At 60.9% G+C, this 14473-nt stretch carries 10 protein-coding genes; 4 read left to right on the top strand and 6 right to left on the bottom strand.

All coding sequences use genetic code 11. The features are described 5' to 3' along the window. Positions 1 to 75: 75 nt before the first annotated feature. Positions 76 to 2463 (bottom strand): DNA internalization-related competence protein ComEC/Rec2, encoded by a 2388-nt coding sequence (locus B5V00_RS14245; RefSeq protein WP_085011489.1) that lies wholly within the window; start codon positions 2461 to 2463, stop codon positions 76 to 78. A gap of 6 nt (positions 2464 to 2469) precedes the next feature. Then, a complete protein-coding gene (locus tag B5V00_RS14240) occupies positions 2470 to 3672 on the bottom strand; it encodes a carbohydrate-binding protein (RefSeq protein WP_085011488.1) in 1203 nt (400 codons plus the stop codon). 766 nt (positions 3673 to 4438) lie between these two features. Between B5V00_RS14240 and B5V00_RS14235 the strand changes: the two genes are divergently transcribed. The 4 genes from B5V00_RS14235 to B5V00_RS14220 all read left to right on the top strand — a co-directional run bounded on the left by B5V00_RS14235 (position 4439) and on the right by B5V00_RS14220 (position 11061). Then, the gene (locus B5V00_RS14235; RefSeq protein ID WP_085011487.1) at positions 4439 to 6979 is read left to right on the top strand and encodes a bifunctional aconitate hydratase 2/2-methylisocitrate dehydratase; all 2541 of its coding nucleotides are present in this window, start codon (positions 4439 to 4441) and stop codon (positions 6977 to 6979) included. A 227-nt stretch (positions 6980 to 7206) separates the two neighbouring features. Further along, positions 7207 to 8010, top strand: coding sequence for a hypothetical protein (locus B5V00_RS14230; RefSeq protein WP_139800791.1), 804 nt, complete (start codon positions 7207 to 7209; stop codon positions 8008 to 8010). Positions 8011 to 8266: 256 nt separating this feature from the next. Further along, a complete protein-coding gene (locus B5V00_RS14225; protein ID WP_245803985.1) occupies positions 8267 to 10213 on the top strand; it encodes a GspE/PulE family protein in 1947 nt (648 codons plus the stop codon). Then, entirely contained in the window at positions 10210 to 11061 is an 852-nt protein-coding gene (locus B5V00_RS14220; RefSeq protein ID WP_085011485.1) for an HDOD domain-containing protein, read from the top strand. The genes B5V00_RS14225 and B5V00_RS14220 overlap by 4 nt, the downstream gene beginning before the upstream one ends. Here the strand turns inward: B5V00_RS14220 and B5V00_RS14215 are convergent, their stop codons facing one another. The 4 genes from B5V00_RS14215 to B5V00_RS14200 all read right to left on the bottom strand — a co-directional run bounded on the left by B5V00_RS14215 (position 11062) and on the right by B5V00_RS14200 (position 14320). Beyond that, complete coding sequence (locus B5V00_RS14215; RefSeq protein WP_085011484.1) at positions 11062 to 11943, bottom strand: carbon-nitrogen hydrolase; 882 nt, start codon at positions 11941 to 11943, stop codon at positions 11062 to 11064. After that, on the bottom strand, positions 11940 to 12962 hold the full coding sequence (locus tag B5V00_RS14210) for an agmatine deiminase family protein (protein WP_085011483.1): 1023 nt from the start codon (positions 12960 to 12962) through the stop codon (positions 11940 to 11942). The genes B5V00_RS14215 and B5V00_RS14210 overlap by 4 nt, the downstream gene beginning before the upstream one ends. A 140-nt stretch (positions 12963 to 13102) precedes the next feature. Beyond that, positions 13103 to 13702, bottom strand: coding sequence for a DedA family protein (locus B5V00_RS14205; protein ID WP_085011482.1), 600 nt, complete (start codon positions 13700 to 13702; stop codon positions 13103 to 13105). Positions 13703 to 13765: 63 nt separating this feature from the next. After that, a complete protein-coding gene (locus B5V00_RS14200; protein WP_085011481.1) occupies positions 13766 to 14320 on the bottom strand; it encodes a hypothetical protein in 555 nt (184 codons plus the stop codon). Positions 14321 to 14473 lie beyond the last annotated feature (153 nt).

Below are 14473 nucleotides of genomic sequence, written 5' to 3'. Positions count from 1 at the left end.
TCAAGAGCCCTGACGCTAGCAAAATCCGACATTTATGTCAAATCCTGAATCAGTGGGGCATGGCGGGTTGGTCGGTCAACGCGCGACTCGGTCCGAATTCTCGGGTGGGTGTGAACTGAACCGTCCCCGCGACCAGAATTGCGCCGTCCAGCTGTGGCCGTCGCTGCGGCAGCGGACCGTATGCATCAGATCGGTGCGCAGCAGCGGTACGCCGCGCTTCCGGTAGAGATCGACCACGACGGTACTGGGCAGTTTGTAACTGTTATGGAACCCGGCCGAAACCAGGGCCAGTTGCGGATTGATCCGTTCGAACAACGCTTTCGGCGCGGAGTGCCGGCTGCCGTGGTGGGGCAGTTTCAGCAGGGTGATGCGGGACTTCGGCAGAGTTCCGAGCAGGCGGTGAATGCCGCCGGTCTCCAGGTCGCCGGTAAAAAGAACGCCGTCGTTGCCGACCTCCTGGTAGAGAACCAGGGATCGATCATTGGTCGATTTTGCATCCTGCCGCGGAACCCAGATGCGCAACGGCTCCCGTGCGGGGATTGTTGCCTGGTGCCAGCCTGGTGCCAGGGTCACGACTTCGGTTGGCGGCTGCAGTGCGGCAGAGATTTCAGCCGGCAGCCGGTCGCTGGTCAGGGCCGAGATGAAACGTCGCACCGGGATTTTTTTCAGGACCGCCGCCAGGCCTCGATGGTGGTCCGGATGGGGATGGGTCAGGATGACGGCATCGAGCCGGTGGATGCCGAGCCAGCCGAGAGCCGGTGCCAGCAGGCGCTCACCGACATCGAAGGACCGGCTGCGCAGCCCGCCGCCGTCGATCAGGATCCGGCTTCCGTCCGCTCGGGTCAACAACAGCGACTCCCCCTGGCCGACAGCGAACGCGGTCACGGTAAGGCTGTTCGGGGGGGAGACCAGGGCCGGGTTCAGGAGCAGCAGGCTGCCGGCCAGCAGGGCGAATCCGGTTCGCCGTCGACCATGGCTGAAGAAGACGATGGCCAGGATCAGTGCCAGACCGGCAGCCAGCTGCCAGGGGTCAGGAAACCAGGGGGACGGGGAGAGCAGCGGCCAGCGACTGACCTGTTCCCCCATGTCCAGGGTGACCTGCAGCAGTCGGCCCGCAAGTCCGGCGGCTTGGTCGCTGCCGGGCAGCTGCAGCAGGTGCCCCAGCAGGCCCGCCAGTCCGACCGGCAGAGCGACAAAGCCGATCAGGGGGATGGCGAACAGGTTGCTGACCAGACCGGCGGGAATGAACTGGTGAAAGTGGAGTCCGACCAGGGGGGCGGTCGTCAGGGTAGCCGCCAGGGTGGCCAGAGGAACATCAATAATCTTCCGGGCCGGGCGCGGCAGGCAGACGGTGAACCTCTTCCAGCGCGGTACCAGCAGCAGGATGCCGCCGACCCCGGCTGCCGAAAGCTGCAGGCCGGGTTCGTAGAACGCAAGCGGTTGTACCAGCAGCAGGCAGAGCAGGACCAGTTGCAGCAGATCGAGGGGGCGTTGGCGTTCGCCCCTGAGGAGCAGCAGCGCCGCCAGGCTGAACATCAGCAGGGCCCGCCAGGTGGAGAGGGCTTCGCCGGTGTAGAAGGTATAGAGCGTAAGCGGAAGAATCAGCAGGGCCGGCAGCACCCGGGCCGGAGCCTGCCAGAGCAGCAGCCGGATCGAGCGGCGGTAGAGGAAGAGGCCGAGCTGGTAGAGCAGCCAGGCCAGCAAACCGAGATGAAGGCCGGAGATCGCCAGCAGGTGGGCCAGGCCGGTGCGGCTGATGCGGTCGCGCAGTTGGGGAGAAAAGTCACTGCGGTCGCCGAGCAGCAGCGCCTTGACCAGAGGTGCCTGCGTTGCCGGCAGCAGCTGGTCAAGCCAGTTCGCCGCGGCCTGTCTGTTGCCGGCCAGGCGCTGTCGCCAGCCGCGGGAACCGTTGTCGGCCCAGCGCACCAGGCCGGTTCCGTCGTGCAGGTAGCCGGTGACCCGGATGCCCTGGCTTGCCAGGTGGCGTGGATAGTTGAATTCACCGGGCATGCCGAACTGGCGCGGGCGGCGCAGGCGGCTCCTGAACTGCACCCGTGACCCCGGCGGCGGGCCTTGTTCCAGGTTGTCGACGTAAAGCCGCAGATGCCCACGACAGCTGCGATTGCCCTGGTCGTGGAGAACCACCTGGTCGAGATCGAAGGTCCAGCGCCCCCGGCTGTTACGACTGCTGCGCAGCAGCCGGGCGGAAAGGATGTGCGGCTTCCCGTCGGCCAGCCGGCGCAGATCGTTGCTTTCCGCAGGTGGATTCAGGGCGTGTTGATAGAGGAGGGGGGCGGCGGTGCCCAGGGCCAGGCAGAGCAACCAGGGGGCCAATCTCTGTCGGCGGGCGACCAGGCTGACGACAACGAGGAACGTCGGCAGTGCCGGCCACCATGCGGGCAGGTCGAAGAACGGGGCCAGGAACAGACCACCGCAGAGGCTGGCCAGCAGCGGGGAAATCACCGCCGATCAGCGTGGATTGACCAGCAGCGCCAGCAGCGGCAGCAGACGGTCCAGGTCGGCGAAGTGGATGGTTTCGCCGAGGCTGCGCAGGCCGCTCAGGTTGAGAAAGTCTTCGCCGGATGATGCCAGCGGTGTCAGGATAAGGGCGTCAACCCCGGCGCGTGGCGGCAGGACCAGGTCCAGCCGGTGGGGGCGGCCGGCGAGAAAGAAGCTCGGGCCCTGTCGGGTCGCCAGGTAGGGCGGGAAGTCCCAGTTCAGTTGATAACTGTCATCAAGCATGGTTTTGATTGATGCTCCGACCATGGCACGCAATGCCAGTCGGTAGACCCCGGCCGCGGGCGGGGTGAAGGTCAGGCTCAGTTTCGATCCCGCGGCCCCGGCCCGTACCCACGCCTGTCCGCTCGGCGCTCCCAGGTGCCTGGCGCCAGTTTTTTCAGCCGACGCGGGCAGGGTCATCTGTTCCGCTTCAACCCGAATCTCCTTGCCGAGCGGGGGGAGATCGTCAAGCAGGTCGAGCAGCTGTATTGTTGTTACCGCCAGAACCTCGGGGGTCAGCGGCCGATCAAGCTGCCAGCCTCCCGGCGGTTCGATTGGAGTCAGGTTGGAGGCCTTCAGCTCGATGTAATCGATCCCCCCGTCCGGCGGCAGGGCCACCGAGATCTTCTGCTGTCCGGCGGTCAACTCGATGTCGCCGAGTTCGACCTGCCGAAAGTGTTCGCCTCCGTCGGCTTTGAACTGTTGACCGCCGATGGTCAGTTGATGACCGGGAAGCCGCAGGGCGACACTGACCCGGTAACGACCGCCTATCGGCAGCAGAAAGGACAGCCGGGCGGTCGTCGGGGTACTGATTCCACTGACCCAGCCGCGACCGCTGAAGGGACCGTAACTGTGAAGGTTTTTGACTGAAACCGGCTCTGTTGGCGGTACCGCCTGTTCGGCCTCAATGCGAAATCGGCGTTTGCCGCTGACGATCGCCAGGTAGTCGGCGTCTTCGGGTTCGTCCGGCAGGCCGAATCCCCAGCCGAGTCCCTCGATCAGGTTTTTCAGCCAGTCGCGCTGGGTCGGAACGGGGGTATCGACCGCGGCGGGAGGTGGCGCAACGGCTGGTTCGGGGGAGGAGGCGGGTTTGTCCGCGGCGGCCAGGGCGGCAGACGACCCGGCGCAGATCAGGGTGAGAAGAACGGAAAGCAGGGTGACGATTCTGATCACGAAAAGCTCCTCCGAAGAAATGGCGGCCTGAAATCCGGGACAGGCGAGAATCGGCTCGGCAACTACCCATGTATCATATCGCCTGCGGTTTGCAAAGCGGATCGCGGTTCTTTACCCCAAATCCACCGGCTGTTTTGTGGACCGAGGGTGGCGGGACGGGTGGAGATGCGAGGCGCCGCGCCGATTCGGGCGCAGACGTAGCCGAGCTACGTTGAGCACCGAAGCGGTGAAGGCAACGATGCAGATTCAGCCGTAACGACAGCCGAATCCCGAAATTGCCGGTGGAGTTGGGTTTACTGCCAGGATGACGGTGAACAGTCACCCTGCCGACATCGTCTGCGCGGGGATGGCTTCGGTGTCTGGATCCCTTCGGTCGTTCCGGGGACTCCGGAGTTTCCAGCGGGCGGTCGCTGCCGCCGCTCGACTCAGGTCCGGCCGGTAAAAACTGGCTGAAACCGACGACGAGCAGGCTGCAGAGAAAGAAGATTTCAAACATGTCGGGCCTCCTGTTGTATGTTTGTTTACAGCATCCGCCAGCCATGTGACAGAATATGTCATAATGCTGGTGGGGATTCTCTGGCAGGCCAGGGTCGACGGTCCGGTTTTGGATTGACAAAACTTTTGACGATCGTATACAGTATGCAATATTTCTGATCCCTTCGATGCTGCACAGAGGCAGGCCATTTCAGCGTGTATCGGGGAACCGGTTCGACACACTTATCTGCGGCGGCGCCCGGCCGCCGGAACATTCCTTGGAGGAGAGAGCATGATTGAATCCTATCTGCGCCATGAAGAAGAGCGCAATGCGCAGGGTATTCCCGCATTGCCGCTGAATCCCGAACAGACCGCCCAGCTTTGCGAGCTGCTGCAGAATCCGCCGGCCGGCAAGGAGGAGTTTCTGCTGAATCTTTTCGTCGAGCGGATTTCGCCGGGTGTTGATCCGGCGGCTGAAGTCAAGGCCGGGTTCCTTGCCGAAATCCTGCAGGGCGCCAAGTCGTCTCCGTTGATCAGCAGGTCGCAGGCAATCAAGATCCTCGGCACCATGATCGGCGGTTACAATGTCCAACCCCTGATCAGTGCGTTAAGTGATGCTGAACTGGCCGATGAGGCCGCCTGTGCGCTTTCCGGCCTGACCTACATTTACGATGCCGCCGCCCAGGTGCTGGCACTGGCGGACAGCAACGCCGCCGCCAAAAAGGTGGCCGAGTCCTGGGCCGCCGCCGAGTGGTTCACCAGCAAGCCGGCGATGCCCGAAACCATCACCGTCAAGGTCTTCAAGGTGGAAGGTGAAATCAACACCGACGATTTCTCCCCGGCCGGTGACGCCTGGAGCCGTCCCGACATCCCGCTGCATGCTCTGGCGATGGGCAAGACCAGATTCCCCGGCGGCATCGAGGAGATCGCCAAGTGGCGCGCCGAAGGCCATCAGGTTGCTTTTGTCGGTGACGTGGTCGGCACCGGCTCTTCCCGCAAGTCGGCCTGCAACAGCGTTCTCTGGCATATCGGCGAGGATATCCCGGCGGTGCCCAACAAACGTCGCGGCGGGGTGATCATCGGCGGCGTCATTGCCCCGATTTTCTTCAATACCGCCCAGGATTCCGGCGCCCTGCCGTTGCGCATGGATGTCACCAAGATGAACATGGGCGACATCATCACCATCAACACCGCCAAAGGGGAAGTGACCAACGAGGCCGGTGAGGTGGTTTCGACCTTCGAGATCAAGCCGAATACCGTTCCCGACGAATTCCGCGCCGGCGGTCGTATTCCGCTGATCATCGGCCGCAGCGTCACCACCCAGGCGCGGGAGGCGCTCGGCATGGGCGAGATCGAGATCTTCGCCAAGCCGGACAATCCGACCCCGAAGGCGGGCCAGGGTTTTTCGCTGGCGCAGAAGATGGTCGGACGTGCCTGCGGCGTTGAGGGTGTGCTGCCCGGCACCGCCTGTGAGCCGAAGATGACGACTGTCGGTTCCCAGGATACCACCGGCCCGATGACCGCCGACGAACTGAAAGAACTGGCCTGTCTGAAATTCCAGTCGCCGATGTTCATGCAGTCCTTCTGTCACACCGCCGCCTACCCGAAACCGGCCGATGTCAAGATGCACCAGAACCTGCCCGGCTTTATCGCTGAGCGGGAAGGGGTTGCGCTGCGCCCGGGCGACGGCGTCATTCACTCCTGGCTGAATCGGCTGCTGGTTCCCGATACCGTCGGCACCGGTGGTGATTCGCACACCCGGTTCCCGATCGGCATCAGTTTCCCGGCCGGTTCCGGACTGGTTGCCTTCGCCGGCGCCCTCGGTTTCATGCCGCTCGACATGCCGGAATCGGTGCTGGTACGCTTCAAGGGTGAGTTCAATCCCGGCATCACCCTGCGCGACGCGGTCAACGCCATCCCCCTGTGGGCGATCAAGCAGGGGCTGATGACGGTGCCGAAGAAGAACAAGATCAATGTCTTCAACGGCCGCATCCTGGAGATGGAAGGGCTGCCGAACCTCTCCGTCGAGCAGGCTTTCGAGCTGACCGACGCCGCCGCCGAGCGCTCCGCCGCCGCCGGCTGCATCCAGCTCTCCGAAGAGTCGGTCTGCACCTACCTGCGTTCCAACATCGCCCTGATGGAGAAGATGATCGAAGAGGGCTATCAGCACGCCGACACCCTGCGCAGGCGGATTGAGGACGTTCAGGAGTGGCTCAAGGCTCCCAAGTTGCTCAGGGCCGACAGCAATGCCGAGTATGCTGCCGTCATTGAGATCGACCTGTCCGAAATTACCGAGCCGATCCTCGCCTGTCCCAACGACCCGGATGATGTCAAGGTTCTTTCCGAGGTCGCCGGCACCGAAATCAATGATGTCTTCCTCGGTTCCTGCATGACCAATATCGGTCATTTCCGGGCTGCCGCCGAGATCTGGCGTGGTCAGAAATTCAATCCGAGTGTCCGTACCTGGGTCTGTCCGCCGACCCGCATGGACCAGGCCAAGCTCAAGGAAGAGGCCGTTTTCTCGGTTTTCAGCGCCATGGGCGCCCGGATTGAGATTGCCGGCTGTTCACTCTGCATGGGCAACCAGGCGCGGGTTCCGGACGGTGTGACCATGTTCTCGACCTCGACCCGTAACTTCGACGACCGGATCGGCAACGGTGCCAAGGTTTATCTCGGCTCCGCCGAACTCGGCGCCGTCACCTCGACCCTCGGCAAACTGCCGACTCCGGCCGAATATCTCGCCGTCTACAATGAGAAGGTTGCGCCGAAAAAGGATGAAATCTACAAGTACCTGCAGTTTGACGAGATGGACGGCTATGGCAAAAATGCCTGACGGTTTTTGCCTGTGATGCCTGACAAGGCCCGAAAGGCCGCCCCGAACTCCGGGGCGGCCTTTCGAATTTCAGTTGGAAATTGACGGAACGGGATGCGACGGGCTATACACTGAAAAGAAAGTTTTCCTTTACGGTCGGCCACCCTGCCAGACTCAACGGTGATGCGGAACCCCGGCGAGTTGATCGCCAGGTTCAGTGCCCCCCGGGTTGAGCGAGAAAATTCCCGATGACAGTTGCCTACAAGACATGCCGCTTACTGCTTTTAATTGCATTGGTCCTGTTTTATGTCGTTCCGGCGCAGGCTGATTTCAATCTGCACGTCCGTCTTGTCGCAACGGACCCGCAGCCTGGCAACTCGCTGGCCGTCGACCAGCAGCTCTTCCTGAAGGTCGCCTATCAGAGCGATATCCCGCTGGCCTTCCGCTATGCGGCCTACCTGCACGGAGAGAAACTCGAGGCCGGCTTTTACAGCGGCCACCCGGAATTGCAGAGAGCTGGCACAGGTGAAGCGCTGGGCTGGATCGGCTTTTCCAACGTGACCCACATCGACGAGATACGGGTCGAGATCCTCAATGCCGAGCGGCAGAAGATAGCCGAATTCTCGAAACCGTTCACGTTCTCCTGGAAGGCGGCGGCCGGAGTTACCGGCGACCGGGCAAAACCGAACTGGGTCAAGAAGCTTGAACGTCATCAGGATTGGGTGCGGGAACGGATCTCCGATCCCTTTGAGCAGCGAGAGAAAAGTTCAGCCGCGCTGCTGTTCTACCTGAATTGCATATCCATTCCCCTGTACCTGCTCCTGCAGGGTTACGCGCTGTGGAGGTTCCACGGCCGCTGGCGGGATCTGGCGACCGTGCCGCTGGTTTCGCTGGTCCCGCTGGTGCTCGCCAGCCTCGTCGGGTTCGGCATGGAACTCAGCTACTGGGTGGTCTTCATCTTTCGCGGCACCCCATTCGCCCTCGTTTACCTCCTGGCCGTCTGGCTGGCCCGTCGCCACATGCTGAAAATCGAACGAGAACAGGCTGGATAGTGAACTCGTGGAAGCAGGTCAGGCTTTCTCTCGATCCGACTCAATCCCGAAAACGCTTCAGCAGATCGCCATAGGCATCGATTCTTCGGTCGCGGAGGAAGGGCCAGGAGCTTGAATTCTGTTTTACAGCAGTCGGAGCTGCATCCCGACGGCCGAGAAGAAGCCCTCGGCTGGGTCGATTTGTCATCAATTCGGTAAACAATTCGGGCCCATCGGTCGATAGGAGCGACAGAACCTTTCACCGATGGGAAAACCGATGCCGGATGCCATGTCCTCGCAATTTCAGCTGACTGCTCAGTCGCCGAGCAGTCAGCCATCTGCCGATGCCTGCCCGCTGCCAAGCAGCGGAGAGGTGCTGGCGGACTTCCTGGTTCGCCATGGGCTGCTGACCATTCCGCAGTTGCACTACGCCCGCCGCGTCCAGGGGAAACTGGCAACGCCGAAAACCCTGCTTCAGGTTCTGCAGGATCTGGATTACATCCAGGAAAGCAAACTCCGCCGGGCTCTGCAGCAGGACCGGGTGGGAATACGTATCGGCGACCTGCTGGTTGAACTCGGTTACCTGCGGCAGAAGGACCTGCAGACCGCTCTTGCCCGGCAGAAAGAGTCGGGTGGATCACGCCGTCTCGGTGAAATCCTGGTTGCGGATCATTTTATCGACGAACACAAGTTCCTTGAGGTTCTCTCCTATCAACTGGGACTCAAGGTGGTTGATCTCGATGCTGAGGAACTTGACCGTGGACTGCTCTCCCGGGCACCCTCCAAGCTGTACCAGCAATATCAGTTTGTTCCAGTCAGGAAAGAAAACGATCGCATTCTGGTCGCCCTGGTTGATCCCCAGAACAAGGAAGACCTGGCCATGGCGCAGGATCTGTTCGGCCGGGATATTGATGTCGGTATCGCTTCTGCCAAGGCTGTCGCCGACTGGCTGCAGAAATACCGCCATGTGTGCTGTGCCTCGAAAGTTGACTGTGACGAACATACGGTCATCGGCCTGATCAACAAGCTGCTCGATGAAGCGGTCAAGGAGGGTGCCAGCGATATCCATATTGAACCGCTCAAGGAACGTCTGCGGGTTCGTTTCCGGTGTGACGGGGTGTTGCTGCAGCACAAGACCCTGGGGCTGGAACTGGCGGCGCCGATCACCAGTCGTCTCAAGGTGATGGCTGACGCCAATATCACCGAGCGGCGGCGTCACCAGGATGGGCGCATCCTTTACGAAAGCCCGACGACCGGCAAGACGCTTGATCTGCGGGTTTCCTTTTATGTCACAATCTATGGCGAGAAAGTCGTGTTGCGCCTGCTCAATCAGAAGGGAGAACTGCTGGAGCTGAAAGATATCGGCATGGCCCCGAAGATGCTCGATCGGTTCCGTTATGATGCTCTCGACCTGCCGAGCGGAGTCCTGATCGTCACTGGACCGACCGGGTCGGGAAAGACCACCACCCTCTACAGCTGTGTCAACTACCTCAACAACATGGAGACCAGTATCATCACCGCCGAGGATCCTGTCGAGTACATCGTCGACGGTATCGCCCAGTGCTCCATCAATACCGAGATCGGCGTGACCTTCGAGGAAACTCTGCGCCACATCGTCCGTCAGGATCCTGACATCATTATTCTTGGTGAGATTCGCGATCATTTCTCGGCCGAAACCGCTATCCAGGCGGCCCTGACCGGACATAAGGTCCTCACCACATTTCATACCGAAGACAGTATTGGTGGACTGCTGCGCCTGATGAACATGGAGATCGAGGCGTTTCTGATTTCTTCCACCGTGGTCTGTGTTCTGGCCCAGCGGCTGCTGCGGCAGATCTGTCGGGAGTGCGCCGAGCCGTACATATTGACAGCGGCCGACATGCGCCGTCTCGGCTACCGGCAGGCCGACATGGCCGGAGCTTCCTTCATGACCGGCAGAGGGTGCCCTCTCTGCCGCTTTACCGGCTACCGCGGCCGGGTGGGGGTTTTCGAACTGCTGGTTCTCAATGAGCAGGTCAAGGATGCCATTCTGCAACGCAAGACCTCCTATGAGATCCGCCGCATCAGTGTTGAAACCAGCGGTCTGATCACCCTTTACGAGGATGGCCTGGTCAAGGCCTCGCGTGGCCTGATTTCGCTGCAGGAAGTGATGCGAATGCTGCCGCGGCTTGGAAAGCCGAGGGGATTGCCGGAGCTTTACCGACTGACAGGAGAACAGCGATGAGTACTCCGTCACTGTTGGCCATGGTCGAACAGGCCCTGGCCGCCGAGGATCTGAAATTACCGGTTTTCAATCAGACCGCCCTGCAGCTGCAGCGGGCTCTCGGCAAAGCGGATTTCAGCGTGGAGAAATGTTCCGTCCTGATCAATCGGGATCAGGCCCTGGCCAGTGAAATCCTCAAGGAAGCCAACTCCAGTTTTTATGGTGGATTGAAGAAGGTGGTGACCATCAATGAGGCGATTGTGCGTCTCGGGGCCAGGGAGGTGTTGCGACTGACGGTGCAGGTGACCCAACGGGGACTCTACCGCTGTCGTCACAAGGGGCTCAACCTGTTGATGGAGAAACTCTGGCGCCATTCTCTCGGCTGTGCCCTGGGAGCCTATTGGCTGGCCAAAAACACCGGTTACCAGGTACTGATGCAGGAGGCCTTCCTGGGGGGACTGATGCATGATATCGGCCAGCTTTTTCTTCTCAAGGTGATGGAAGATATCTGTCGTGTCCAGCCGCAGGTCAGGCTTTCAGAGGCGCTGGTGATGGAAGTTCTGGTCAGCATGCATGTCGAACAGGGGTATCGGCTGATGCAGCACTGGGGGCTGCCCGACGAGTATGCCGACATTGTACGTTACCATCATCATCCTGAGCCGCCGATCGAGTCGTCTTTGCTGACGCTGGTGATGCTGGCCGATCAGGCCTGCCGCAAGTTGGGGATCTCCCTGGTCCATCATCCCGAACTGGTGCTGGCCACCAGCCGCGAAGCACAACTGCTCGGGGTCAAGGAAACCACTTTGGCACAGCTCGAAATCGCCCTGGAGGACAAGTTCCTCAACCCGCCTGCAGCGGCCGCCTCCTGATCAGTCGCGAAAACGCTTCAGCAGATCGCCATAGGCGTCAATACGTCGATCGCGGAGAAAGGGCCAGATCCGTCGAACCTGTTCACCCCGCCGCAGGTCGATGTCCGCCAGCAATTCCGTTTTTTCCACGCCCCCCTCAGCCAGCATCTCTCCCTGGGGACCGCAGGCGAAGCTGTTGCCCCAGAATGTGATCCCCGGCGAACTTCCGGACGGGTCCGACTCATGGCCGACGCGGTTGACCGCGACCAGCGGCAGTCCATTGGCGATCGCGTGCCCGCGCTGCACGGTGTGCCAGGCATCCAGTTGCCGTTTTTGTTCGGTTTCATCATCGCGTGCATCCCAGCCGATGGCGGTCGGGTAGATCAGGATTTCGGCGCCGGCCAGGGCCATCAGGCGTGCCGCCTCCGGATACCATTGATCCCAGCAGATCAGCAGGCCGAGCTTGCCGACCGAGGTGGCAATCGGCTCAAAGCCGAGATCACCAGGTGTGAAATAGAATTTTTCGTAATAGCCCGGATCATCGGGAATGTGCATCTTGCGATACCGGCCGGCGATGGTGCCGTCCCTTTCGATGACCAGGGCGGTATTGTGACAGAGTCCGGCCGCCCGACGTTCGAACAGGGAAATGATCAGCACAATGTCAAGTTCCCGGGCCAGGGCGGAAAAGTGGTCAGTTGCAGGTCCGGGAATCGGTTCGGCACGATCAAAGGTTTCGCTCTGCTCCTGCTGGCAGAAGTAGGGACCGCAGTGCAGCTCCGGCAGTACGATCAGTCGGGCTCCCCGTTCCGCCGCCCGGCGCACGGCCTCGTCACTGATGTGGCGGGCCTCGTCAGGCGGGTCGGGACAGGGCTGCTGAATCAGGGCGACCTTGAGGGTTTTCATGGCAGCACTCCTTTCGGCAGGTGCATGGTGAGACAGTGCAGCGAGCCGCCCTGGGCGATAAGCGGCCGTGCCTCGATGCCGATTACGTCGCGTCCCGGATGCGCGGCGCCGATGATGTCCTGTGCCGCCTGGTCGGCCGGGTCATTGTAAGTCGGGACCAGTACCGCTCCGTTGATGACCAGGTAGTTGGCGTAGGTCGCCGGCAGTCTGCGGCCGTTACGGCAGATTGGCCGCGGCCAGGGGAGGGGGAGCAGACGGTAGGGACGGCCGGCGGCGGTGCGCAGGGCAGCCAGTTCCGCGGCCATGGCCTGCAGTTCGGCATAATGTTCGTCCCGTTGATCGTCGCAGGCAACGTGGAGGATGACATCCTCCGGGGCAAACCGTGCCAGGGTGTCGATATGGGCGTCGGTATCATCCCCGGCCAGCAGGCCGTGTTCGAGCCAAAGGATCCGTGTGGCCCCGAATCTCGAACAGAGTCGCGCCTGCAGTTGCTCGCGGCTCAGCTGCGGATTGCGGTTGGCGCTCAACAGGCAGCGGGAGGTGGTCAGCAGGGTGCCGCGACCGTCGCTTTCAATGCTGCCGCCTTCGAGAATGAGTCCATCAGTCACCAGGCCGACCGCACCGAAGCAGCCCTGGTGGTGCAGCCTGCGGCTGACCTGGTTGTCGAGATCGGCTGCAAACTTCAGTCCCCAGGCATTGAAGCCGAAGTCGAGCAGTTGCGGTTGTTCGCCGCGATAGATTGTCAACGGGCCGAAGTCACGGCACCAGGTGTCGTTGGTCGCCGCCCGGGCCAGTCGGATAGTGTTTCGCGTGATGCCGGCGTTGTCCAGTTGACGGCGCACCGAGTCCGGGTCGGGGGTGACAATAAGAAGTTTTTCCCGGTCGCTGACGGCTTCGGCGAGTTGCAGGTAGACCGGCAGGACTTCGTCCAGGGTTTCTGCCCAGTCGGTGGCGGCATGGGGCCAGGCGATCAGGATACCGTCCTGTGGTTCCCATTCCGCCGGAAGACGAATTGACATAGTGATGCTCCGTACGGGAATTTGTCAGCGCACTTTACAGAAATTGCATTCCGGTCGCAATTCCTGATGCTTTCAAATGTTGTTGGCTAAGCAAAAAAGCAATACAACTGCTGGTGAGTTTTTGCGACGCCATCAATTTTTTATTTTCGGTTGCGCCACCAGATCCAGGCAACGGTCAGTGCCAGTGCGGCCAGAATCAGCAGGCTGAAACGGCCGGTCCACAGTTGCACGTTCTGCCAGCTGATGCCCGCCAGGTAGCCGACTCCGGGGTAGGCCAGCCCCCAGAGGATGGCGCTGACCATGGAATAACCGGTAAAAAGAGCCGGCCGCATTCCGGCACCGCCGGCAACAAAGGGGATGAAACCGCGTACCGGGCCGAAAAAACGGCCAAAGAAGACGCTTTTGCCGCCATGGGCTGCGAAAAAAAATTCAGATTTGCGTACCAGGCCGAGGCGATTGGCAAGCAATCGGCTCTTCAGCATCGGCCCGGCAAACCTGGCGCCGAGCAGGTAGCTGAGCAGGTCGCCGCCGAAAGCGCCGGTGGCGGCAACGCCGATCAGGGCAAGAATGTCACCTTTGCCGTGCAGGGCGAGAAATCCGGCGAAGACACACAGCGTACTGCCCGGCAGCAGCAGACCGATGGCGACCAGCGATTCACCGAACGCGATCAGGCCGATCAGCAGATAATAGAGGGTGCCGTCGGGGAGGTAGGTGAAAAAGTTTTGCAGCCAGGCTTCCATTGGGTTGCGGCCATTGTTAAACAAGAAAAGTGGGGGGGCGAGCGTGAACGGGTGCCCCGGGCCTTATTCGAGCGGCGCGAAGGAACCGAAAACCAGTTTGAAGAGCTGCTGGTTCGGCGCGAATTGTTCCGGTACGCTGGAAAAACTGATCTGGTAGACCTGCTTCGGTGCCTGAATGAAGAGTACCTGATAGCTCCGCGCCGAGGTGTGGCCGAGAAGTTCCACGGTGGTGAAAAGGACATCCTCAAGTTTTCGTACCACCGTACTGTTGAAACCCGGATGGCTGAGTTGAAACATCCCGGCCAACGATTTTTCATCCATCGATATTTGCCGGGAAAGCAGGTCAACCCGAATTTCAGCCGGTTCAATGTCAGGATTCTCTTTGTCGATCGGTGACTGCCAGAGGACAGCGTAGGTTGCCGGAGAACCGACAGTTGCGGGAAGAAACCGTCGTGACCAGTCATCGGGCACGGTCAGGGTGAATTCGAGGTTGGCATCGAGGTAGAGTTTCTTGTGCAGTTCCTTGCCGTCACTTCCTTTCGGGGCGGCGCTGCAACTGAAGAGAAACAGTAGCAGGATGCCGGGAACAATAACTTTCACAACGGTCATGGTCTTCATTTTACAACCTGGAATCAGTCAGTTGTGTTGCCCATTGGTCAAGAACTCACAGGTTCTAGGAGGCTGTCGGACTATCCATAAACTGGCTGCAAATCCGTGCGTTCGGCCCATATCCCAGCTCCATTTTGCCCCATAGCCACTGCTATGAGGCTG

It is taken from the genome of Geothermobacter hydrogeniphilus, assembly GCF_002093115.1.
GTDB lineage: Bacteria > Desulfobacterota > Desulfuromonadia > Desulfuromonadales > Geothermobacteraceae > Geothermobacter_A > Geothermobacter_A hydrogeniphilus.
The sequence above is the reverse complement of the archived record's forward strand: the minus strand, read 5'-3'. Positions and strand labels throughout refer to the sequence as shown.